Consider the following 24,150-nt stretch of genomic DNA (forward strand, 5'->3'; position numbering starts at 1 on the left):
CACGGCGATGTTCACGCCGCTCTTCGTGATCTCGCGCACGGCCGGCTGGAGCGCGCACATCATCGAGCAGCGCATCGACAACAAGATCATCCGTCCGAGCGCGAACTACACCGGACCCGAGAATTTGAAGTACCTGCCGCTAAATAGGAGAAAATAGCGGTCGCTGTGCGCTTTCAAAGCGCGTGCAGTTCAACCACGCGGTCGCCAGGACCGGTAGCCCGCGGAATGTTTAACTGAAACTAGATATAAAGGTTTTCTCCATGAAAAAGCTGATGATCGCCGCCGTGATTGGCGCCCTGTCCACGACGATGCTGTCCGTCGCGACTGACGCCGCCGCGCAAACGGCGACCACCACGAAGCCGGCTGCCAAGGCTGTGCCGAAAAAGCCGCAGCCGAAACGCCTGATCAAGCGCAAAGCGAACCCGGCCAAGGAAGCGAAGGTCGATCCGGTGCCGGAAGGCGCGGAAAAGTGGTCGTGCAACGAAGGCCTGGCTTTCGACCTGAAGGGCGACATGAAGCGTGACCAGATCGTCACGGTTCACTGGGCTAACAAAAATTACAATCTGCCGCGCGAAGCGACCACCACGGGCGCAGACCGCTTCCACGACGCCGCAACCGGCATGGACCTGGTTGTGATCCCGACGAAGGCGATGTTGTTCTCGGACAAGGACAGCTCGCGTCTGGCCGACGAGTGCAAGACGGCAGCGATGCAGCAAGGCGCGCCGGCTCCGACGCAATCGAACGCGATCGACAAGACCAGCAACTAATCCTCGTCATCAGGAAAGCTCCCCGATGTCCGCTCCGATTTCCAACGTGCGACCCGCCCCGGACCAAGTCCTGGCCGATATCGTCGACTACGTTCTGGACTATCAGATCGACAGCACGCTCGCGCTGGAAACCGCGCGTCACTGCCTGATCGATACGCTCGGCTGCGGACTCGAGGCGCTTACCTACCCGGCCTGCACCAAGCTGATGGGACCGATCGTGCCGGGCACGATCGTCCCCAACGGCGCGAAGGTGCCTGGCACGTCGTTCCAGTTGGAACCGGTTCAGGCCGCCTTCAACATCGGCGCCATGATCCGCTGGCTGGACTTCAACGACACCTGGCTTGCCGCCGAATGGGGGCATCCGTCGGATAACCTCGGCGGGATTCTCGCGACGGCCGACTGGCTCTCGCGCGGCGCCATCGCAGCGGGCAAAGCGCCGCTGGCGATGAAAGACGTGTTGATCGCCATGATCAAGGCGCACGAAATTCAAGGCTGTATCGCGCTCGAAAACTCCTTCAACAAGGTCGGGCTCGATCATGTATTGCTGGTGAAAGTGGCATCGACCGCGGTGGTCGGCCAACTGATCGGCCTCACGCGCGACGAACTGATCAACGCGGTGTCGCAGGCGTTTGTCGATGGGCACGCGCTGCGCACGTACCGCCACGCGCCGAACACCGGCTCGCGCAAGTCGTGGGCAGCGGGCGATGCGACCTCGCGCGCCGTGCGTCTCGCACTGATCGCAAAGACCGGCGAGATGGGCTATCCGTCGGTGTTGACCGCGAAGACGTGGGGCTTTTACGACGTGCTCTTCAAGGGCAATGAATTCAAGTTCCAGCGTCCGTACGGTTCGTACGTGATGGAAAATGTGCTCTTCAAGATTTCTTTTCCGGCAGAATTCCATGCGCAAACGGCGGTGGAAGCCGCGATGAAGTTGCATGCGCAACTCAACGCCGCGGGAAGGAGCGTGGACGACATCAGCAAGATCACGATTCGCACGCACGAGGCCGCGATTCGCATCATCGATAAAAAAGGTCCGCTGAACAATCCGGCCGACCGCGATCATTGCATTCAGTACATGATCGCCGTGCCGCTGATCCACGGCCGCCTGACGGCCGCGGACTATGAAGATTCGATCGCGCAGGATCCGCGTATCGATGTGCTGCGCGCAAAGATGGAATGTGTAGAAGACCCGCAGTTCACGCAGGATTACCACGATCCGGAGAAGCGTTCGATCGCCAATGCACTGACAATCGAATTCAACGACGGCTCGACATTCGACGAGGTCGTAGTCGAATACCCGATCGGTCATAAGCGTCGTCGCGAAGATGGGATTCCGTTGCTGGTCGAGAAATTCAAGACCAACCTCGCGCGCCGCTTTCCGGTCAAGCAACAACTGGCGATTCTCGACGTGTCGCTGGATCAGGCAAGGCTCGAAGCCATGCCGGTCAATGAATACGTCGATCTGTACGTCATCTAGTCAAGTACTGTAGTTCCGCGATCAAACCAAGGAAAACACCATGGCCCACAACCTCCACAAAACGCTCAAGGAATTCGACAGCGGTTCCGGCAAAGGCAAGTTCTACTCCCTGCCGCAACTCGGCAAGGCGCTGAACATCAAGATCGACCGCCTGCCGGTTTCGATCCGAATCGTGCTGGAATCGGTGCTGCGCAACTACGACGGCAAGAAAATCGCCGAAGAACACATCGAGCAACTCGCCAACTGGAAGCCGACCGCCGCGCGCGTCGACGAGATCCCGTTCGTGGTGTCGCGCGTCGTGCTGCAAGACTTTACCGGCGTGCCGCTGCTCGCCGACATCGCGGCAATGCGCGGTGTCGCGAAACACATGGGCAAGGATCCGAAGTCGATCGAACCGCTGGTCCCGGTCGATCTGGTCGTCGATCACTCGGTGCAGATCGATCACTTCCGCGAAAAGAACGCGCTCGATCTGAACATGAAACTGGAATTCCAGCGCAACAACGAGCGTTACCAGTTCATGAAGTGGGGCATGCAGGCATTCGACACGTTCAAGGTCGTGCCGCCGGGCGTCGGTATCGTTCACCAGGTGAACCTGGAATACCTCGCACGCGGCGTGCACAAGAAGGCTGAAGGCGCGGACACGGTGTACTACCCGGATTCGCTGGTCGGCACCGACAGCCACACCACCATGATCAACGGTATCGGCGTGGTGGGCTGGGGCGTGGGCGGTATCGAGGCGGAAGCCGGCATGCTCGGCCAGCCGGTGTATTTCCTGACGCCGGACGTGGTCGGCGTCGAACTGAAGGGCAAGCTGCGCGAAGGCCTGACGGCGACCGACCTGGTCCTGACCGTCACCGAACTGCTGCGTAAAGAAAAGGTGGTCGGCAAATTCGTCGAATTCTTCGGCGAAGGCACGAAATCGCTGTCGCTGCCGGATCGCGCGACGATCGGCAACATGGCGCCGGAATACGGCGCGACCATGGGCTTCTTCCCGGTTGACGAAAAGACGATCGACTACTTCAAGGGCACGGGCCGCACCGACGCAGAAATCTCCGCCTTCGAAAACTATTTCAAGGCGCAAGGTCTGTTCGGTATTCCGAAGGCTGGCCAGATCGACTACACCAAGGTCGTCACGCTGGATCTCGGCACGGTGACGCCGTCGCTGGCAGGTCCGAAGCGCCCGCAAGACCGTATCGAAATCGGTCACGTGAAGTCGACCTTCAGCGACCTGTTCTCGAAGCCGGTGGCAGAAAATGGCTTCGCGAAGAAGGCGGAAGATCTCGAAGCGCAATACACGACGAGCAATGGCGTCGACGTGAAGAACGGCGACATCCTGATCGCCGCTATTACGTCGTGCACGAACACCTCGAACCCGAGCGTGCTGCTGGCCGCCGGCCTGCTGGCAAAGAAGGCGGTCGAAGCCGGCCTGACGGTCGCGCCGCACATCAAGACATCGCTTGCGCCGGGATCGCGTATCGTCACGGAATACCTGACGAAGACCGACTTGATGAAGTACCTCGACAAGCTCGGCTTCACGCTGGCCGCTTACGGTTGCACGACCTGTATCGGCAACGCGGGCGATCTGACGCCGGAACTAAACGAAGCGATCACGAAGAACGACATCGTCGCGGCAGCGGTCCTGTCGGGCAACCGTAACTTCGAAGCGCGTATTCACCCGAACATCCGCGCCAACTTCCTGGCGTCGCCGCCGCTGGTCGTCGCTTACGCGATCGCCGGCAACATCACGCGCGACCTGATGACCGAACCGGTCGGCAAGGGCAAGGGCGGCAAGGACATCTACCTGGGCGACATCTGGCCGACCAGCGAAGAAGTCGACGCGCTGCTCAAGTACGCGCTGGACGCCGACGCGTTCCGCAAGAACTACGCGTCGCTGACCAAGAAAGGCGACCTGTGGAGCAAGATCGAAGGCGAAGAAGGTCAAGTCTACGACTGGCCGAAGTCGACCTACATCGCTGAGCCGCCGTTCTTCGGCAAGGACTTCTCGATGACGCCGGCCGACAGCATCGCCGCCGTCAAAGACGCGCGCGCGCTGGGCATCTTCGGTGACTCGGTCACGACCGACCACATCAGCCCGGCTGGCTCGATCAAGGAAGACTCGCCGGCAGGCAAGTGGCTGAAGGAAAACGGCGTGCAGAAGGCCGACTTCAACAGCTACGGCTCGCGCCGCGGCAACCACGACGTGATGATGCGCGGCACGTTCGCGAACGTCCGGATCAAGAACCTGATGATCCCGACGAACGCAGACGGCACGCGCGTGGAAGGCGGCCTGACGATTCACCAGCCGAGCGGCGAACAACTGTCGATCTACGACGCAGCGATGAAGTACATCGATGCCGGCACCCCGACCGTCGTGTTCGCGGGCGAAGAGTACGGCACGGGCTCGTCGCGTGACTGGGCTGCGAAGGGCACGCAACTGCTGGGCGTGAAGGTCGTGGTCGCACGCAGCTTCGAGCGGATCCACCGTTCGAACCTGGTCGGCATGGGCGTTTTGCCGCTGCAGTTCAAGGGCTCGGATAGCGTGCAATCGCTCGGCATCACCGGTGAAGAAACGTACGACATCGAAGGCCTGGGCGCTGACTTCAAGCCGCAGCAGGAAGTGACGCTGGTGATCCGCGACAAGGAAGGCAAGGAAAAGCGCGTGCAGGTGCTGCTGCGTATCGACACGCCGATCGAAGTCGACTACTACAAGCACGGCGGGATTCTGCCGTTCGTGCTGCGTTCGCTGCTGGCTGCTTGAGGTATTTGCTTACCTGAGTAGTCGCTACGAGCTGTTTTGCAGGAGCTGCGCCCTGTGGAGGACGCAGCTGACTTTGAAGCCCGACCGGTGGTCGGGCTTTTTTTTGGCCGCTTACTTTTGGGCGCGGCCTGTCTGGAAAGCGTCCGGGCTGTCGGTGATGCGGCGCTGGGTCATGCGGGCGTTCCAGTCGGTGTCGCCCGGCGTGGGTGTGCTGGCGCGCGTTGTGATGTTTGAGCGACGCTGTTGCGCCGCCCAGTCGCGTAGTGCTGCGCGCTCGGCTGTGTCGGTTGCGGACGTGGGGCGCTCGCGCTGCTCAGTCCATTCGGTCCGTTCGGGCTGTTTCGACGCGGAGGGCTGCATGGTTGGATTGGTCGTGCGGCTGAGTGCGAGGCGTTTGTCGACTTGCGGTTTGCTGAGGCGTGCGGCTGGAGTCTGGTAATGGGCCTTTGCGAGTTCGGTCGGCACTGTGTGCCGTATGGACACGCGGCCGTTTGGCTGCGGCACGAGGTGTTCGACGTGTTGCGGTTGCGACGCACGGCGAACAGTCGTCCCCAGTGTCACGTCGGGTGGCGTAGCAGCGCCGGGAGCCGTCGACTTCGGCCTCGAGCTAGCGGCCAATGGCGCACTCCGCGCAGTCGTCTGGGCGAATTCGACCGATGGTTGCGCCGGTTTAGCTCGCGCTTGTGGATGAATCGCCATTGCACTGCCGTCCGTCGACGCGACCGATCGTGTTCCTACGCTGGCCGCTGCCGTCGTCCTGTCGGCATCATGCGCAGTACAGGTGGCCAGCAACCAGGCCAGCGCGATGCTACAGCTCGCGAAAATCGCCGCGCCGAGGACATGATCAGAACGGGTCGAACTCGGACGCGCTCCGCCCATCTCAAGGTAATACCGGGCTTCGGCCAACTGCTCCTCAAACCGTCGCGAATGGTCAGGTTGCTGCGGCAACTTGTAGAAAAAGAGAAACCTGGCGCCGGGTGGAACCGGGCTCGCTGTTGACGCCGGACGCCGCATCGCATTCTGGATCGCCTGTTGCGCGACGCCGGGTGCGGCGGGTTGCGGTTTACGTTGCGCCGCGGTCGGCGCCTGACGACGCCACGAACCGAAAGGCGGCGGCAAGGCATCGAACGGTCGCGGAATCGGCAGCGCCAGATCGCCTTCGATCAAGGCAAGCGGTCGGTTCATTGCGATCTGCTCCGGAAGGCGCAGGACGTGGCCTCAAGTTGCGTAACGAGTCTTCTGGCGCGCGCCGTTAGCGCGTCGATTGCCGCAACGCCCTGGTCCGGCGGCGACATACTCGCGCGCCGCAACGCGTCCATCAAACTGTGCGCGCCGACGAGCGCCACTGCTCCGCTCAGGCGATGCAGCACACTATGAAAAGGTTCGAAGTCGCCTTCACGGGATAACGCGTCGAGGCGCGCAAGGTCTTCATTCATTGCTTGACGCCAGTTGTTAAGAAACACGTCAAGGTCGACGCCCTCTTCGGACAACGCGTCCAGGTAACGAATTTCAAAGGGCTCAAGAGGAGCGCTTGATAAGCTGTCCGATGACTGCGCGACGCTGCTGAAAAGAGGCGACAAGCTCAGCATATTCATAGTCCGCAACCTACTCGACCAACCGGTGCAACGTCGCGAACTCGATGAGTCCTGCCAACGACGTGAGGCCGAGTTTCTCCTGGATACGGCTCTTGTATGTACTGACGGTTTTGTCGCTGATAAACAAGGCGCCCCCTATCGCCTTGTTCGACATGCCTTTCGAAAGCATCTGCAAAATCACAAGTTCCTTATCCGACAGCAACCCGATTCTCGCCTCCTCGCCTCCCCGACCGTCGGCGAGCGCGATGCCGCCGCCGTGGGTCGTCACCGGGAACACGGTGTAGCCGGCGAGCACCGCCTCGACGCCGCGCATGATCTCCTTCATCTCCTGCGACTTGCCGACGAAACCATGGACACCCGAGCGCATCGCGCGCGGCGCGAACGTGGCCGGATCTTGTCCCGACAAGACCATCAAGCGGATCTGCGGATGAACGAGCTTGAGCCGCGGAATCACATCGAGTCCACTGATGCGCGGGATATCGAGATCCAGTATGGCGAGCTCAGGAGTGTGTATCCGCGCCATCTCGACGGCGGCCTGGCCGTTATCGGCCTCGACCACATCTTCAACGCCAAGCAATTGCACGAGTTGCATTTTGATGACCATGCGAAACGCAGGATGGTCGTCGATAACCAGAATAGTTGACATTTTTCTTTATCCTTCTGAATACACAGGCTTTGCGACGTTGGTCGCTGCGTGTCTCAAACTCGAAGACGCATCGATGTGCGCGGCATGGTTGCTAGCTCTCGATCCAAAAGCACTACGAGCCCGCCGCGACAAGTTCGATCTCGACGCGTCGATTCGGCGCGAGGCATCGCAGCAACGCATCTCGCTGCGTTTGCCGGCAGGTCACCAGCGGATTCGCACTGCCCCTGCCCTGTGCGGTCACCGGCAAACTCACACCCCGCGACTGTAGATACAGCTCGACAGTCCGCGCTCGCTGCATCGACAAACCCTGGTTGTACGACTTGTCGCCGAGGCGATCAGCGTAGCCGGTGATCTTCAGCTCACGCATCAGGGGCATCTTCTTCAAACGAATTGCCACTTCGTTCAACTGTCGTTTGCCGGCGGGCAATAACGCGGCATCGTCGCCGCCGTTGAAGCGGAAAAGGGAGTCGGCCTTCAGAGTGATTTTTCGCGGCGAATTCGCAGCAGAGACGGTCACAGGCGCACTGACTGGCGCCGGCGCGGATACCGGCATTAGCATCTTCTGCTTGCATTGCAGCGCCGTTTCCGCCGACTGACGCAACTTGTCCTGCACATCAGGCAAGCGTCGCTCGGCGTCGGAGAAACTGCGCCGCCACGCGTCGTGGCCGGCCTGCATCAGTTCGACTTCGGCACAAGCAAGCGGCGGCTGTGCCTGCGGACATTGGGCAATCGTGGGATCTGATTTGATGGCGCTAACGATCTTCCACAGATCTGGTCGCACCGTGGACACCGTGCGCAGCGCCGGATTGACGGCGGATAACGGCGCACCGTTCTCCAAGCTCATCGTGATCATGGCCGCCTGGCCGATCGCTTCTTCGACGAAGCCCCAGTGGTCGTTAGCTTGCCGCGCCTGTTTAGCGGCATTGATCCAGCATTGTGCCTTGGCGTGAAAATAGCCGGTCTGATCGCCGGGCAGACGGTCGAGCCGCGTCTGCAGAAGTGCCAACGCCGTGCTGCTGCTTACCGCCGGCGCGTAAGTGCTGATCCATTGTGAGTTGGCCGCGCCCGCAGCTTCGTCTTGTGTGACGCCGAAGCCGCTATGCAGCAAGGTGGCGTCTTCAATGCCGAGCCGGTCTCGCGCGGCGTGGTTTGCGCAAGCCGTCATGGCCAACGCGCACACTAGCACCGTGAGCTGGTGTTTCATTAATACCCTGCGTCGAGCGCATCTTCTTATTGAGGGCTACGAGTATGAAGAGCCGCCGATGCATCGGGAATGGGAGCAGTCTTAGATTAATAAAAAGCTCATTGATTATTATGCGTTTTAAATGAAAGGCTCTTGCAAGCTTAATCGAATCTCAAGCCTTAACTGCTCGCGCTGCATTTCTCCCACGCAGCCATTCAAGCGCCAATAAAAGGCTAGTGGAAAAAACAATCAGAATTGTCGCCAGCGCGGCGATGGTCGGGCTGATATTTTCGCGAATGCCGGTAAACATCTGTCGGGGCAACGTAGTCTGATCCGCGCCCGCCAGGAACAAGGTGACGACGACTTCATCGAATGAAGTCGCAAAAGCGAACAGCGCGCCTGAAATCACGCCTGGCGCGATCACCGGCAACGTGATGCGAAAGAACGTCTTCACCGGATTCGCGCCCAGCGACAGACTTGCCCGCACCAGGTTGTAGTTGAAACCCTGCAACGTCGCGGCCACCGTCGTCACGACAAAGGGCACGCCGAGCGACGCATGCGCGAGAATCAGGCCGATGTAGGTATTGGCCAACCCGAGCGGCGCGAAGAACAGATACATGCCGACACCGACCACCACTACCGGCACGATCATCGGCGAAATCAGGATCGCCATGAGCAGCCCTTTGCCACGGAAGTTCGCCTTGGTCAGGCCGATTGCCGCCAACGTGCCGAGCACGGTTGCAACCACAGTCGCCGACGGCGCGACGATAAAGCTGTTCTTGGCGGCCATGCGCCATTCATCGGATGCGATCAGATTCTGATACCACCGCAGCGACCAGCCCGGAATCGGATACACCAGAAACGTGCTCGACGAAAACGACAGCGGCACGATCGCCAGCACCGGCAAGATGAGATACAGCAGCGTGAGCACGGCCAGCGCACGCAACGCGAAATACCACACGCGTTCGACGATAGACGTATGCGGCGCGAACAAAGGCTTGGCAAGTTTCATCGCAATAGACTCCGTTCAGCCGAGGCTCAGTGACGAGCGCGTGAAGCGCCCGTAAATGACGTACAGCACGAGCGTCGCGGCGAGCAGCAGACCGCCGAGCGCGCACGCCATGCCCCAGTTGATCGTCACGTTGGTGAAGTACGCGACGTAGTAGCTGACCATCTGATCGTTCGGTCCGCCGAGCAAGGCCGGCGTGATGTAGTAGCCGATCGCCAGAATGAACACCAGCAATGCGCCCGCGCCGATGCCCGGATAGGTCTGCGGTACATACACGCGCCAGAACGCGGCGAACGGATGGCTGCCCAGAGAGATCGCGGCGCGCTGATAAGTCGGCGGAATCGACTTCATCACGCTATAGAGCGGCAGGATCATGAACGGCAGCAGAATGTGCGTCATCGAAATGTAGACGCCGGTGCGGTTGAACAGCAGCGCCAGCGGATCGTGCAACAGACCGCTGCCGATCAGCGCCTTGTTCACCAGCCCTTCGCTTTGCAAAATCACGATCCATGCGGCAACGCGCACGAGGATCGAGGTCCAGAACGGAATCAGCACGAGAATCATCACGAGATTCGCGCGGCGCTCGGACAGCGTCGAAATCCAGTAAGCGAGCGGATAGCCGAGCAACAACGCGAAGAACGTCACCGCTGCGCCGATCACGAAGGTGCGGCTGAATACGGCGAGGTAGATCTGTTGATCCGGATCGGTCGGAATGATGTGGCCGAACGCGTCCTGTTTGTGATCCAGCGAAGCGAGCAGATAAAACGGTGAATACGCGCCGGAATTTTTCGCAATGGCTTGCCAGTACGCGATGTCGTTCCAGCGCTCGTCCAGTTCGGCGAATTTCGCGTGGATCTGAGCGGGCGTCAATTGCAATGGCTTGCTGTTGTCGTCGACGAACGGCATGGCGCGTGCTGACTTGGCGACCAGCGAACGGTAGCCCGGAATCTCCACGTTCAGGCGTCGCGCGAGTGCGCCCATGCCGTCGCTGTCGGCGATCGCGGCGAGGTCGACAGCCAGCGCGGCGTAGGCGGTATCCGGTGGCGGCGTCTTGCGATCCCACGCGCTCAATGAGGCCAGCGTATGCGGCAGCGCGTTGACGACCTCGGGATTTTGCGCGGCACGCGTGAGAAGCGCGCCGATCGGCACGACGAATATCAGCAGCAGAAAAATCGCGAGCGGCGCGATCAGCAGCAGCGCCATCGCGCGCTTTCTGGCTTCCGCGGCCTTCAACTCGCGCTTGAGTCGGCCACTTGATTCAGGCGTCGAATCGGCAGCGATCGTCATCGTAGTCACACCTGTCTCCAGCTCTACGTTGGAACCGCGCGCACATCCATACGAAATGCGCGCGCGTCATTTCACGTGTAGAAGGCGCGGCTTCACTCAACCCACCACGCCCTCTCACACACCACTCATTACTTCGAAGCCCACGACGAAAAACGCTGCTCCAGTTCATCGCCATGATCCGTCCAGAACGCGAGGTTCTGCAGCACCGCGTTCTTTCCATTAGCCGGCGAGTTCGGCAGATTCGCAAGCGTCTTCGGATCGAGCGCCTTGATCGCCGCCACATTCACCGGACCGTACGCAATGTGGTGCGCGTAGTCCTGCTGCGGCTTCGAACCAAGCGAATAAGCGATGTACTTCTCGGCCAGCGCCTTATTCGGCGTGCCCTTCGGAATCGCCCAGTAGTCGAGGTCGTAGATGCTGCCGTTCCACACCACCTTCAGGTTCTTGCCCTCCTTCTGCGCGGCGTCGATCCGGCCGTTATACGCGGTGGACATCACTACGTCGCCCGCGACGAGGAATTGCGGCGGCTGCGCGCCCGCTTCCCACCACTGGATGTTCGGCTTCAGCTCGTCGAGCTTCTTGAACGCGCGGTCCTGGCCTTCTTTCGTGGCCAGCACCTTGTAGACGTCCTTCGGCGGCACGCCGTCGGCCATCAACGCGAATTCGAGGTTGTAGCGCGCGCCCTTGCGCATCGCGCGCTTGCCGGGGAATTTCTTGACGTCCCAGAAATCGGCCCAGCCGGCCGGCGCCGTTTTCAGCTTGTCGGCGTTATACGCGAGCGCCGTCGACCACACGAAGAAGCCCACGCCGCAAGTTTGCGGTGCTTCGGGAATCAGATCCGACTTCTTGCCGATCTTCGACCAGTCGAGTTTCTCGTACAGCCCTTCATCGCAACCACGGCCGATATCGCCCGATTCGACTTCCACCACATCCCAGTTCACATGCTTGGCTTCGACCATCGCTTTTACTTTGGCCTGCTCGCCGTTGTATTCGACGGCGGTGACTTTATTGCTGGTCTCTTTCTCGAACGGCTGGTTGAATGCAACCTTTTGCGCGTCGCCATTCGCGCCGCCGAAATTGACGACCGTCAATTCCGCTGCATTGACTTGCGCGGCGCCCAGCGCGAGCGCTACAGCACCGACAGCGATGGCGCAGCGCGATTTCCCGATCTTGCTCATGGTGTGTTGCTCTCCTTTGGTGGTGTGCTTCAGTACGTTCAGTGCGACTTTGTTATGTGCTGCCTGACCTGCTCTGCCTGCGTTGAACACATTGCGTATTCGACGCGTTCACGCCCCTGCGAAAACCCGCAGATGCTCGGGTGCGAATTCGAGTGCGACCGGTGCGCCGGGCGCGAAGGTGTCGAGCACGCCGGTGCCGAGCGGCACCTTCACGAAGCACTCGTCCTGTTGCGGCAGACCGCACCGCATGCGCACGTGGTCGCCGAAATAGATCAGCCCGCGCGCTTCACCGGCCAGCGCATTGGCGCCCGGACGTGACGACCCGTTGGCGAGCTTCATGCGCTCGGGCCGGATGCACGCAACCGCGGGCGTGCCCGCTCGCGCGCCACCGATATTGCGGCCGGTAAGTCGCGTGCCGTCGATCAGATGAAATTCGCAATACTCACCGTCGACGTTCGCGATCGTGCCGCGCAGCTTGTTGCTGTCGCCGATGAAATTCGCCACGAACTCATTGCACGGCGATTCGTACAGACGATCCACGGTATCGAGTTGCTGCACGATGCCTTTATCGAATACGGCGACGCGATCGGACATGGTCAGCGCTTCGCCCTGATCGTGCGTGACATACACGAACGTGACGCCGAGTTTCTCGTGCAGTGATTTAAGTTCGTACTGCATGTGTTCGCGCAACTGTTTATCCAGCGCGCCGAGCGGCTCGTCCATCAACACGAGTTTCGGCTCGAACACCAGCGCGCGGGCAAGCGCGATACGCTGCTGTTGGCCGCCGGAAAGCTGCGCCGGATAGCGCTTCGCAAAGCTCTCCATGCGCACCATCTTGAGCGCGTTATTCGTGCGATGCGCGCGCTCCTCAGCGGAAATCTTGCGCACGGTCAGCGGATACGCGACGTTCTGCTCTACCGTCAGATGCGGGAACAGCGCGTAGTTCTGAAACACCATGCCGATGTTGCGCTTATGCGGCGGCACGGTATTGAGCAGCGTGCCATCCAGCCAGATTTCGCCGCCGGTGGGAAATTCGAAACCCGCCAGCATCATCAGACAGGTGGTCTTGCCCGAACCGGACGGCCCGAGCAGCGTCAGGAATTCGCCCTGATAGATATCCAGATCGAGCTGTTTGACGACCAGCGTTTCGCCGTCGTAGGTCTTGCGAACACCTCGAAAGCTGACGATCACGTCTTCGGTTTTCATCGTCCAAGTCTCCTCTGCGGTCCGACTGGCTCCCGTGCAAGGCAGCGGGATTGCATCAATTGCGTGGCTCACTATAGACCGTTACGGTTCTACAATATGGAACCATTTCATTATTCCGGATAGAACCACTTGGACACCGTGATCTTGTCGGATTGGCTCGCCGCGCGGCTCGACCGCACGGCCGCCGAACCGGTCTACCGGCAGACCTTGCGGCTCATGCAGCAGGCGATCCTGACCGGCCAGCTGCCGCCGGGCACCAAGCTGCCCAGCTCGCGCACGCTCGCCGAAGACCTCGGCATTGCGCGCAACACGGTGCTGCACGTCTACGACCAGTTGACCGCCGAAGGCTATGTGATCTCGACCACCGGCAGCGGCACCTATGTCGCCGACACACGCCCGGACACGGCGGCCGTGAACATGCGCAGGAAGCCGGCGGTGACGGGCGTCGACAAAGAAGACAGCACGGCCAGGGAAACCACCAAGCCGCCGAAACGCGATCTGGGCGACCTGTCGACTCGCGGACGGCGTCTCATCGACAAAGCCGGCGTGTCCGCCAAACAGTGGGGCGCGTTCATGCCGGGCGTGCCCGACGTCGCGGAATTTCCGGCGCGCATATGGAGCCGCTTGCAGGCGCGCTTGTGGAAGGAAGCCAATCCCGATCTGCTCACTTACGCGCCCGGCGGCGGCTACCGGCCGTTGCGGCGCGCCTTGTCGGATTACCTGCGCGTGGCGCGCTCGGTGAATTGCACGCCGGATCAGATCATCATCACCACGGGCATTCATCAGTCGATCGATCTGGCGGTGCGCCTGTTGACCGATGTCGGCGACCGAGCGTGGGTGGAAGAACCTTGTTACTGGGGCGCACGCAGCGTGCTGCAGTCATCGGGGATTACCCTCGTGCCGGTGCCGGTGGATGACGAAGGCCTCAATCCGCGCGAGCAGGACTTGCAACAGCCGCCGCGGCTCGCGCTCGTCACGCCGTCGCATCAGTATCCGCTCGGCATGGTGATGAGCCTCGCGCGCCGCCGCACGCTGCTCGAATATGCGCGCCAGCACAACGTGTGGATCATCGAGGACGACTACGACAGCGAGTTCCGCTACGGCAGCCGTCCGCTCGCGTCGCTGCAAGGACTCGACGAAGCCGGCCAGGTGATCTATGTCGGCAGTCTGGGGAAGATGCTGTTTCCGGGCCTGCGGATCGGCTACATGATCGCGCCGGAGCATCTGGTGGACACGTTTCGCACGGGCGTGGCCGAGCTGTATCGCGAGGGTCAGTTGATGCAGCAGGCGGTGATGACCGACTTCATCATGGACGGCCATCTCACGTCGCACGTTCGGCGCATGCGCGCGCTATACGGTGAGCGGCGGCAGATTCTGATCGATGCGATCACCGCACGCTTCGGCAGCGAATTGCCGGTGATGGGCGACGAGGCCGGCCTGCATCTGGTGCTCGGCTTGCCGGATCACGCGAATGATCGCGCGGTGACGGCCGCCGCTTACGACGCCGGCGTGATCGTGCGCCCGCTCGCGAGCTATTACAGCAGCGATACGCCCGCGCGCCGCGGACTGCTGCTCGGCTATGCATGCGTGCCGAACGACAAGATCGGTCCCGCGTTCGACACGCTCGCGCGCGTGATCGAGCAAACCGCGTTGAAGGCGCCGACGCGCGCCGCTTGAGCACGTGCTCACTTCAAACCAAAGTCGACCCGCGTCGTCGCGCCCTTGTCGTTGATGCCGTCGGCATTCAGCTTCGGCGCGACGATAAACACGCGGCTGCTGTCGATCTTGCCGTCCAGATACTGCTGCACGCTCTGCGCCCTTTGTTGCGCGAGTTGCCGCAGGCTGGCGTCGTCGATCGGCGCGTTGGCCGCGAGCGCGCTCTTCATCTCGTCGTCCGGCAGGCTCTTGGTCAGGCCGACAATATTGCGCGGCTTCTTGAAGTCTGCCGACTTGTAGGCCTTGCTCAGATACTTGTCGTAGTCCTTCGGGTCGACGGTGACGGTCGACAGATCGACGCTCTCGCCGTTGCCCACCACGTCCTTGATCTTCTGCTGCTTGACCAGGCGATCCACATAGCCGGTGCGCAACGCAGGTTCGTCGACAGCCGGATCGACGCGGCCGATCAAATCCATACGGATCGACGGTTTGTCGGACAGTGCCTTCACGATCGTGTCGAGTTTCTGGTTGTCAGCGTCCGTGAGTTTCGCCGAGCCGGGTTCGAACTCGACGTAGCCCAACTCCTCGCCCTTGCCGCCGAATGCGTTGGCGATCAACGAGAATGGCGCGGTCACCGCCTTCTGCAGCAGATTGAGCACGGCGTGCCAGATCAGGCCGCCAATACTGAACTCGGGATTCGACAGCGAACCCGACACCGGCAGGTTCACGTCGATTTCGCCGCGCGAGTTTTTCAGCAGCGAGATCGCGAGACGCACGGGCAGCTTGGTCGCCGTATCGTTATCGACGTGATCGCCGAACGTGAGCTGGTCGATGAAGATGTGGTTGTTCGCGTCGAGCTGATCGTTCGCCAGCTTGTAATGCAGATCGACGTTCAGCTTGCCCTTCGTGATCGGATAGCCGGCATATTTCGCCGAATACGGCGTGAGGTTGGTCAGCTCGATATCGTGCGCGACCGCCGTCAGATCGAGCGCCGGTTTCGCAATCAGCGGATTGACCGTGCCGCGAATCGACAGCGGGCCATTGGCCGCCAGTTTAGCGGCGACGTCGACCGGCGCGGACGTGGTGGACTGCGTGCCGAATGCGCCGACCGTGCCCTGAATGTTGACCAGGTTCGCCGTGAAATTCGGCTTGATGAAGTTGTCGGTGTACGTCACGCGGCCCTGTTGCAGCACCAGTTGGCCGAAGTGGAGCTTGACCGGGCTTGACGGCGGAGTCGCAGCGGTGACCGTAGCGGGCGGCGCCGACGATGAAGCCGGCGCAGGCGCAGGCGCAGGCGCAGCCGCCACCGCCGATGCCGGTTGCGGCGTCAACGGCACCGGCTCGGCCCCGCTCTTGTCGCGCGTCAGCGATTGCGCGGCGCCGGTTTCGTGCGCGACCACGTCCTTCAGGTTGAGCTTGCCCTGCGCGTCGAGCAGCACGCGTCCATAGAACTTGGTGAACGTGACGCGGCCCGCGTCGACCACCGTGCCGTGCTCGTCGTAATCGGCCTTCAGGTTCGACAATGCAAGCGAACCCCATCCCGCGAATGGGTCCGAAGTCGCCTTGTCGAGCATGCGGACTTCGACGAGCGCCAGGTCGCCGTGATAATTGGCTTTCAGCGACTTCGCCTGATTCAGCGTCAGGTCGCCGTTCGCATTGAGCAGCGCGCTCGCGACCACCGCATTCAGCTTGCTGCCGAAGTACGGTTCGAAGGCCGCCGCGTCGAGCCGGTTGGCGTTCACCTTGACGGCCACCTTGAGCGGCGTCGCCGTGACGTCGCCCTTTACGCCGAGCGTGCCCTTCCTGTTCAGCGTCGCCTGCAAATCGATCGGCAACGGACGGCTGAGGTCGTCACTGACGTTCTGCACTTTCAGTTGCAGCGGCGTGATGTTCAGTTTCACCGGCTGCGGCGTGGTGTTGTCGGTGAAATTGGCGGTGGCGTCCTTCAGGTTCAACTCGCCGATCTTGTAGTGCCACGCGGGGCCTTCCGCCTGCGCCTTCTTGACCGCGTGAATCGCGGTGCGCTGCGGCGCGGCTTCGTGCTGGCCGGCAAGCGCGGCGAGGTTGATGCTGCCGTCCTTCAGACGCTGCGCATCGACCGCGAGACCTGTTGTGTCGACGCTGGCAATCTCGGCGTTGCGCGCCGCCACATCCACCTGCTTGATTTTCACGCTACCTTGCGCGAGCGAGATCAACGGGTCCTTGCTGTCGCGCGCCGCGACTTTCAACGATTGCAGGTTCAGTTGCGAGTCGGTGACCATCACCGCCACCGGCGACTTCGACCAGTTCGCGCCGACGTTGGCGGTGGCGGACAACGCGCCATCCGTGATCTGCGCGACGGTCGCGGTGTCGATATACGGCTGCAACAGCGGCAGCTTCAACGACTTCACATCGATCTTCGCGCTCGCCGTCTTCGCGACGAGGCCGAACGCGCCGGCCACGCCGAGCGAGCCGCCCGCGTTCTTGAAATCGGTGTTCAGCGTGTAATGCGCGGGCGCGGTGGCGAGCGTCGAGAAATCGGTCAGTGTCATGGCCAGCTTTTGCAGGCCGACGTCGACGGGCCGCGAGGCGGCGTTGTCGTGGACATTGACGGTGCCGTCACTGAGCAGGAAGCGTTTGATCGACAGATCCAGCGGCGGCGCCGTTTTTTCCGCAGCACTAGAACCGGATGCGGCAAGCGGCGCGCTCGCGGCCGATCGCGCCGCTGCGGCTTCAGATGCAGAAACGGGCGCGGGCGCGAACATCTTTTCGACGCTCACCACGCCATCCTTATCGCGTGCGAGATTGGCGGTCGGCGCGTCGATGCGGATCTCGTCGAAGTGATAGAGACTCTTCAACGGCTCGAGCGTGGCGGCGGCCACATGCAGCGCGCGCGCCGCGAAGAACGGCGCCTTGCTCTGATCCTGCACGTCCACGTCGTTCATATCGACGGTGCCCGCCACGCGCAGCGAAGGCGCGTCGTTGGAGACCACGAAGTTGAGCTTGAGATCGGTGGACAGTTTGCCGGACTGCACGATCACCGGCAGTTTGGTCGGCACATAGGAAATGAGACGCGGCACATCGAGCCCGTCGAAACGCAACGACACTTCCGACTCGCGCGACGCGGCAAACGGCTTGGTCCTGCCGTCGATAGCAAGCGGACTGCCGTCGATCCGCGCACGCAGCAAAGGCTCGACGAAAATATCGGTTTTCGACGGCAGCGTGGCGATGAACGGAATGCCGAGCTTCCATTGATCGATCACATGCGTTGCGCCGAGGAGTTTGTCGTCGAACGTGATCTGGCCGTTTTCGAGCCTGATGTTCGACACGGAGAACAACGTGGGTTTGCTATCGGGCTTGGCCGGCTGCTTCGAGAATTTCTCGATCAGGTCGGTGAAATTGAAGCGCTGCGCATCGTAGCGAACGATATGAAAGCGCGGCGAATCGAGCTGCACTTCGTCGATGATCGGCGCCGCGCGAAACAGCGAACTCCACGACGGCTGCACGATGAGCCGCGAGATATCCACGAAGTCGCCCGAGCCGCCGCGCTCGCCGATATGTACGCGATCGGCTTCGAGCTTGAGCGTGTACGGATTGAGCGCAATGCGGCCGATGGTGGCGGGACGGTCGAGTTGTTTGCTGAGCTGTTGCTCGGCAATGTGGCGAATCAGCGGCGGCGCCGCGAAGAAGCCCAGCAGACCAAACAGTACAACGAAGATCAGCAGACCGGTGATGACACGCCGGGTGCGGCGTGACTGCGCGACATCGCGCACGGTCTGCATGGACGAGGCTAACGATGCTTTATTGAGGCTTGCCATGCTCGGTCTTGGGTAGTGCGGCGGCAAGCCCGCCGCGAAAACGAAAATCCCGCAAGCGGCAGTATAAGTCGTGAATCTTTCGTGGGATATAAATGTAAGGCGTGGCTTACACATTACTCCACGCGACAGCGTCGCGTGTCCGCCGAGCTGATGCGGCGGACACGCGACGCTCGATGCTTCACGCGCTCGTTATTGAAGCGCGGCTGTCACATCACGGACATGCAGATATCACTGACGCATGACGGCCGGCGGTTGCCAGCTGCCGTCGGTGGCTTGCGGCTTAGGTGCGTACAGACGCAGCACGAGTTGCAGATCAGCACGCGGCGCCGGCAGCCAGTTGCCGCTCTTGCTCCGAGTGGACGACACCGTCACGTCGAGCGAGCCGTCGCGATTGCGGCGCGCGCCATTGCGATCGCCGACCGCGAGACGCGCCGGGGCGCTTTCGCCGAGTGCGCCGTCCTTCGTGTAAGCGGTGATCGACCAGAAGCCGCGCACCGGCGGCAGCTGATTCGGCGCGAAGTGGATCACGTAGCGGTTTGCGCCGTTGAGCGCGCGACCGTCGCTGTCCTGCGTAACGACTGCGCGGACTTCGTCGTCTTTCGTGCCGATGCCCGGTTGCGCATAAGCGGCATAGGCGCGCATCGCGTAGTCGGGGCCGTAGCTGCCCACGCCGTCGCCGAACCAGTTCCAGCCGTTGCCGCTCAGCAAATTCGACGGCGGCGTGACGACGCGTTCGTGACCGTCGGCGAGACCAGCCCCGATGGCGTCCGGCGCGTTCGGCAGTTTGACCGGCTCGCCGGGCGTCACACCGAGGTCCGAGAGGAATTTGAGCGCGTGCGGATCGGCCGGCGTCGGCGGATTGTCGGGCAAGGCCTGCGCGAGTCGCGTGAAGAAGCCGTTCGCGTCGAGCGCCGCGACCTGCGCGGCCGGCGTGCCGGAAGCACTTGCGGCGGCGTCGGCGGCATTGCTGCGCGGCGGCGTGATCGAGGCGGAGCGGCCGTCGCCCGCGTAGACACTGAGCGGCGCGACGCGAATGGCGCGCTGCAGCTTACGCACAGCCGTCAGGTCGCGCGTGCCGTTCGACTGGATACGCACGCTCACCCATGCGTTGCGAGTCGGCACGTCGACGCGCTTCACACCCTTGGGCAAATCGCCTTGCCAACCCGGACCGACGAAGGCGATCGCCTGCGCCTTGATGCCGGCCGCGCGCGTGTCGAACTGCGAACTGGTCGACCAGACCACGTTGGTCCACATGTCGAGCACGCGGGCGTCGACATAGCGGCCGTGCGAATCGGGCAGCGCAACGATCACCGGTTCGCTGCCGACGTCCAGCCAGCCGGTCGAATCGAATGTATCGAGACTCGGCTGCATCGGATTGGACGCGCCGATCGGCGGCAATGCCTGGGCGTGTCGCAGCGTATTAAGGGGCGCCTGGCCTGGATTGGTGCCGACCGCCGCATCGCGCGCGACGCCCATCAGCACGAGCGGGTAGCCGAATACGTACGAGTCGGCCACTTCGTCCTTGATCCAGCCCGTGGATTTTTGTGTCGCGGTGGGGGTCGACGCGCAACCGGCCAGAAATGCGAGGCCCGCGAACGACGCGCAGGTCCAGTGAATCGAAAACAATGCTCGGCGATTTTTTATCATTCGTTCAGGTGGCGGAACGTGTGGTCCTAAGGGAGATGCCGGCGTGCAACGAACCCTGTTTGCGCGGCCTCCCAAAGCCCAACGCAGCCAGTCCGCGATTCGCGATGCCGACAACATCGGGTTGTATCGTATCCTTGCTCACCAGGCAAGCGCAAAGGCAGGATTAGCGCCGGTACCCGCGCGCAAGCCGCTTTTTTGCGGTACGGTTGACGTTTTTTGTTACGTCGCCATGGCACCCCTCGCCTTGGGCGACTCTTTGTCACTGCTCTTTCGCCCCTCGTATCCGGAGCGCTTCATGTACATGCCCGCCCATTTCGAAGAGAACCGTCCAGAGGTTCTCCATCGCCTGATCGCCGAGCAGCCTTTCGGCTCGCTAATCACCAACGGGCCGAACGGGCTCGATGCGAACCACGTGCCGTTCGAGTTCGAAGTCCCGTCCGCGGCCGGTGAAACGCACGGCATTCTGCGCGCTCACGTCGCCCGCGCGAACCCGATGTGGCAGGAAGCCGCCGCGAGTCCGGAAGCGCTCGTGATCTTCCAGGGTCCGGCCGCTTATATTTCGCCGAACTGGTATCCGAGCAAGCATGAGGCGCATCGGCAGGTGCCGACTTATAACTATATGGTGGTGCATGCTCACGGCCGCATCGTCGTGCGCGACGACGAGTCGTTCGTGCGCGGCCTGGTGGCGCGTCTGACGCGCAAGATGGAAGCCGGCGAACCAGTGCCGTGGAAGATGGGCGACGCGCCCGCCGACTTCATCTCGCAGATGCTCGGCGCGATCGTCGGCATCGAGATCGAGGTGATACGGCTGGTCGGCAAGTGGAAGCTCGGCCAGAACAAGGCGGCGGACGACCGCCGCGGCGCGGCCGAAACCCTGCTGGCGCGCTCCAGCGACGAACAGCAGGCCGTCGGTCAAGCCATGCTGAACGCGCCGCCGGCCTTCTGAGCATGCGTTTCGGCGATGTGCGGGCGGCCTTGAAACGCGCCCTGCATTTCGTCCTTGACCTTCCCATCATGGGAAGGTCAATACTGGGTTCATGATGCGGCCCGATGCCGCCACGAGCCTTGCCTACCATGACCGAACTTGCCAACCCGCAGCGCCCCGCGGACGCTGCCCCTTCCGCCCGGACCGCCGAACTCGACATCGGCGGAATGACCTGCGCCTCGTGCGCGCTGCGCGTCGAAAAAGCGCTCAACAAAGTGCCGGGCGTTACGCGTGCGTCGGTGAATCTCGCTACGGAGCGAGCGCGCATTGAAAGCGACGCGACCGTCGATCCGGAGACGCTCGCCAACGCCGTGCGCAAGGCGGGCTATGACGCCACGCTGTCCGCCCCCCCGGAGACGCTTCCGCTCGTTGCCGAGGCGCAGCAGTCCACGGAACTGGCGATCGGCGGAATGACCTGCGCCTCGTGCGCGATGCGCGTCGAAAAAGCGCTGGCGAAAGTCCCGGGCGTAGTCGGCGCGTCGGTGAATCTGGCGACCGAAACCGCAACCGTCAGTCTGGATGGCGCGGCCGCCGCGCCGGACGCGCTGATCGCCGCCGTCAAGAAAGCGGGCTACGAAGCGACCTTGATCGTGCCGCCGGATGCATCGGCGGCTGCCGATCACGCTGACCACGCCGCGCCCGCCGACCGCAAACGCGACGAGGCCCGCCGCGAACTCGCAGCCGTGCTCGCCTCCGCCGTGCTGACGCTGCCGCTCGTCGCGCCGATGGTCGGCGAATGGTTCGGCCTGCACGCGATGCTTTCGCCATGGCTGCAACTCGCGCTCGCCTCGATCGTGCAGTTCGTGTTCGGCGCGCGCTTCTATCGCGCGGCCTATCGCGCCGTGCGGGCCGGCGCGGGCAACATGGATCTGCTGGTGGCGCTCGGCACGTCGGCGGCGTATGGCATCAGCGTGTACGAACTGGCGACCCATCCGGGCGACATGATGCATCTGTATTTCGAGGCGTCGGCGGTCGTGATCACGCTGGTGCGTTTCGGCAAGTGGCTCGAAGCGCGCGCCAAGCGCCAGACCACGGACGCTATCCGCGCGCTCAACGCGCTGCGCCCGGACCGTGCGCGCATTCGCATCGGCACCGATGAACGCGACGTGCCGCTCGCGCAAGTGCGCGTTGGCACAGTGGTGATCGTGCGTCCCGGCGAACGCGTACCGGTCGACGGCGCGGTGCTCGAAGGCCGCACGCATATCGACGAATCGCTCATCACGGGCGAAAGCCTGCCGGTGCCGAAGCAGGTGGACGACGCGGTCACCGCCGGCTCGATCAACGGCGAAGGCGCGATTGCCGTGACGACCACCGCGATCGGCGCGGAAACGACGCTGGCACGGATCATCCGCCTCGTGGAAAGCGCGCAGGCCGAGAAGGCGCCGATCCAGCGCCTCGTCGACCGGGTCAGCGAGATCTTCGTGCCGGCGATTCTGGCGATTGCCGTGCTCACGCTCGTCGGCTGGTTGATCGCCGGTGCTGGCGGCGAAACCGCGATTCTGAACGCGGTCGCCGTGCTGGTGATCGCGTGCCCGTGCGCGCTCGGTTTGGCTACGCCGGCGGCGATCATGGCCGGCACGGGCGTCGCGGCGCGGCGCGGCGTGCTGATCAAGGACGCCGAAGCGCTGGAGACGGCGCATCGCGTGACGATCGTCGCGTTCGATAAGACTGGCACGTTGACGCTCGGGCAGCCGTCGGTGACGGCTTTCGAGCCGATCGGCAGCATTGGCCGCGATGAAGCGCTGGCGCTTGCCGCGGCGGTGCAGCGCAATAGCAATCACCCGTTGGCGCGGGCGGTGTTGAAGGCGTATGAAGTCGCGGCGACGAACAGCGGCGATGGGACGGCGGTGGACGCTGGCGGTGTGGTGGCGGCGACCGCTGGCGGTGCGGTTGCGACGAGCGTTGGCGGTGCGGTGGCAGCGAGCGTTGGCGTCCCGGTGGCGCCAAGACAAATCCCGCCGCAGCATGCGAGCGCCGCGCGCGCGGTCGCAGGGCGCGGCGTCGAAGCGGACGTCGACGGACGCACACTGGCGCTCGGCAGCACCCGCTGGCTCAATGAACTCGGCATTAGGTTGCCGCCGGAACTCGCCGCTCGCGCTCACGAACTCGAAGCCGCGGGCAACACCGTCTCCTGGCTCATGCAGCGCAATCCGCAAGCGCCCGCGGCACTTGCGTTGATCGCTTTCGGCGACACCGTCAAACCGACCGCACGCGCCGCCGTCGAACGGCTTGCGCAAATGGGCATCAAGAGCGTGCTGGTCACCGGCGACAATCGCGGCAGCGCGGCGAGCGTGGCGAAGGCGCTTGGCATCGACGAATTCCACGCGGAAGTTCTGCCCGACGACAAGGCCCGCGTGATCCGCGACCTGAAAATCCGCAGCGCCGGCATCGTGGCCATGGCGGGCGACGGCATCAACGACGCCCCCGCTCTCGCCGCCGCCGACATCGGCATCGCGATGGCGACCGGCACCGACGTCGCCATGCACGCAGCGGGCATCACGCTGATGCGCGGCGATCCGGCGCTCGTGGCCGACGCCATCGACATCTCGCGCAAGACGTGGCGCAAGATCCAGCAGAACCTGTTCTGGGCGTTCGTTTATAACCTGATCGGGATTCCGCTGGCCGCCTTGGGCTTGTTGAACCCGATGCTCGCTGGCGCGGCGATGGCGTTTTCGAGCGTGAGTGTGGTGACCAACGCGCTGTTGCTGCGCACGTGGCGCGGCGCGCAGGATCGTTCGACGCACTGAGCGGACGTAGACAGAAATACCCCGCACACGGCGGGGCCAATTTGCAGCGTCGTCACCAACGCGCCATTGCTGCGCGCCCCATGCGGCGCGCAGCGCCATTCGGCACACTGAGCGCGCCTCGTACCAGAACGCTGCGCTGCCAGCAGAACCAATTACTAAGTGCTTTCAAAACCCTAAAGAAAGCAGACGCCGTGGCCGTAAACAAGTCGTCG

Annotated in this window: 17 protein-coding genes; 7 read left to right on the top strand and 10 right to left on the bottom strand. The window is 62.6% G+C overall.

Going from position 1 to position 24,150, the window contains the following annotated elements:
* The 4 genes from PQR54_RS12685 to acnA form a co-directional block, all read left to right on the top strand.
* The coding region (locus PQR54_RS12685; protein ID WP_408247144.1) for a citrate/2-methylcitrate synthase at nt 1-157 on the top strand (157 nt) is incomplete at its 5' end.
* 103 nt (nt 158-260) lie between these two features.
* The gene (locus PQR54_RS12690) at nt 261-767 is read left to right on the top strand and encodes a hypothetical protein (RefSeq protein ID WP_408246089.1); all 507 of its coding nucleotides are present in this window, start codon (nt 261-263) and stop codon (nt 765-767) included.
* A gap of 25 nt (nt 768-792) precedes the next feature.
* A complete protein-coding gene (locus tag PQR54_RS12695) occupies nt 793-2,244 on the top strand; it encodes a bifunctional 2-methylcitrate dehydratase/aconitate hydratase (RefSeq protein ID WP_408246091.1) in 1,452 nt (483 codons plus the stop codon).
* 40 nt (nt 2,245-2,284) lie between these two features.
* Nucleotides 2,285-5,002 carry an aconitate hydratase AcnA gene (acnA, locus tag PQR54_RS12700; RefSeq protein ID WP_408246093.1) on the top strand — a complete coding sequence of 906 codons (2,718 nt, stop codon included), beginning with the start codon at nt 2,285-2,287 and terminating at the stop codon, nt 5,000-5,002.
* A 111-nt stretch (nt 5,003-5,113) separates the two neighbouring features.
* Here the strand turns inward: acnA and PQR54_RS12705 are convergent, their stop codons facing one another.
* The 8 genes from PQR54_RS12705 to PQR54_RS12740 form a co-directional block, all read right to left on the bottom strand.
* Nucleotides 5,114-6,187, bottom strand: a complete 1,074-nt coding sequence (locus PQR54_RS12705; protein ID WP_408246095.1) for a hypothetical protein — start codon at nt 6,185-6,187, stop codon at nt 5,114-5,116.
* Complete coding sequence (locus tag PQR54_RS12710) at nt 6,184-6,597, bottom strand: Hpt domain-containing protein (protein WP_408246097.1); 414 nt, start codon at nt 6,595-6,597, stop codon at nt 6,184-6,186. The genes PQR54_RS12705 and PQR54_RS12710 overlap by 4 nt, the downstream gene beginning before the upstream one ends.
* 10 nt (nt 6,598-6,607) lie before the next feature.
* Nucleotides 6,608-7,243, bottom strand: a complete 636-nt coding sequence (locus PQR54_RS12715) for a response regulator (RefSeq protein ID WP_408246099.1) — start codon at nt 7,241-7,243, stop codon at nt 6,608-6,610.
* Nucleotides 7,244-7,355: 112 nt separating this feature from the next.
* Nucleotides 7,356-8,447 (bottom strand): OmpA family protein, encoded by a 1,092-nt coding sequence (locus PQR54_RS12720; RefSeq protein WP_408246101.1) that lies wholly within the window; start codon nt 8,445-8,447, stop codon nt 7,356-7,358.
* Between the two features lie 151 nt (nt 8,448-8,598).
* Nucleotides 8,599-9,438 carry an ABC transporter permease gene (locus PQR54_RS12725; RefSeq protein ID WP_408246103.1) on the bottom strand — a complete coding sequence of 280 codons (840 nt, stop codon included), beginning with the start codon at nt 9,436-9,438 and terminating at the stop codon, nt 8,599-8,601.
* 15 nt (nt 9,439-9,453) lie between these two features.
* Entirely contained in the window at nt 9,454-10,731 is a 1,278-nt protein-coding gene (locus PQR54_RS12730; RefSeq protein ID WP_408246105.1) for an ABC transporter permease, read from the bottom strand.
* Between the two features lie 119 nt (nt 10,732-10,850).
* Nucleotides 10,851-11,900, bottom strand: coding sequence for an ABC transporter substrate-binding protein (locus PQR54_RS12735; protein ID WP_408246107.1), 1,050 nt, complete (start codon nt 11,898-11,900; stop codon nt 10,851-10,853).
* Between the two features lie 108 nt (nt 11,901-12,008).
* The gene (locus tag PQR54_RS12740) at nt 12,009-13,106 is read right to left on the bottom strand and encodes an ABC transporter ATP-binding protein (protein ID WP_121309615.1); all 1,098 of its coding nucleotides are present in this window, start codon (nt 13,104-13,106) and stop codon (nt 12,009-12,011) included.
* Nucleotides 13,107-13,235: 129 nt separating this feature from the next.
* Between PQR54_RS12740 and pdxR the strand changes: the two genes are divergently transcribed.
* Nucleotides 13,236-14,783 carry a MocR-like pyridoxine biosynthesis transcription factor PdxR gene (pdxR, locus tag PQR54_RS12745; RefSeq protein WP_408246110.1) on the top strand — a complete coding sequence of 516 codons (1,548 nt, stop codon included), beginning with the start codon at nt 13,236-13,238 and terminating at the stop codon, nt 14,781-14,783.
* Between the two features lie 8 nt (nt 14,784-14,791).
* On the opposite strand, the gene PQR54_RS12750 is transcribed toward pdxR, so the two are convergent.
* Together PQR54_RS12750 and PQR54_RS12755 are read right to left on the bottom strand one after the other, a co-directional pair.
* Nucleotides 14,792-18,559, bottom strand: coding sequence for a DUF748 domain-containing protein (locus PQR54_RS12750; protein ID WP_408246112.1), 3,768 nt, complete (start codon nt 18,557-18,559; stop codon nt 14,792-14,794).
* Between the two features lie 228 nt (nt 18,560-18,787).
* The gene (locus tag PQR54_RS12755; protein ID WP_408246113.1) at nt 18,788-20,206 is read right to left on the bottom strand and encodes a DUF1254 domain-containing protein; all 1,419 of its coding nucleotides are present in this window, start codon (nt 20,204-20,206) and stop codon (nt 18,788-18,790) included.
* 295 nt (nt 20,207-20,501) lie between these two features.
* Here PQR54_RS12755 and PQR54_RS12760 point away from each other — a divergent pair, with 295 nt between their 5' ends.
* Both PQR54_RS12760 and PQR54_RS12765 read left to right on the top strand, forming a co-directional pair.
* Nucleotides 20,502-21,152, top strand: a complete 651-nt coding sequence (locus tag PQR54_RS12760) for an FMN-binding negative transcriptional regulator (RefSeq protein ID WP_408246115.1) — start codon at nt 20,502-20,504, stop codon at nt 21,150-21,152.
* A gap of 128 nt (nt 21,153-21,280) precedes the next feature.
* A complete protein-coding gene (locus PQR54_RS12765) occupies nt 21,281-23,938 on the top strand; it encodes a heavy metal translocating P-type ATPase (protein ID WP_408246117.1) in 2,658 nt (885 codons plus the stop codon).
* Nucleotides 23,939-24,150: the final 212 nt, after the last annotated feature.

It is taken from the genome of Paraburkholderia phytofirmans, from assembly GCF_046028095.1.
Lineage (GTDB): Bacteria > Pseudomonadota > Gammaproteobacteria > Burkholderiales > Burkholderiaceae > Paraburkholderia > Paraburkholderia phytofirmans_A.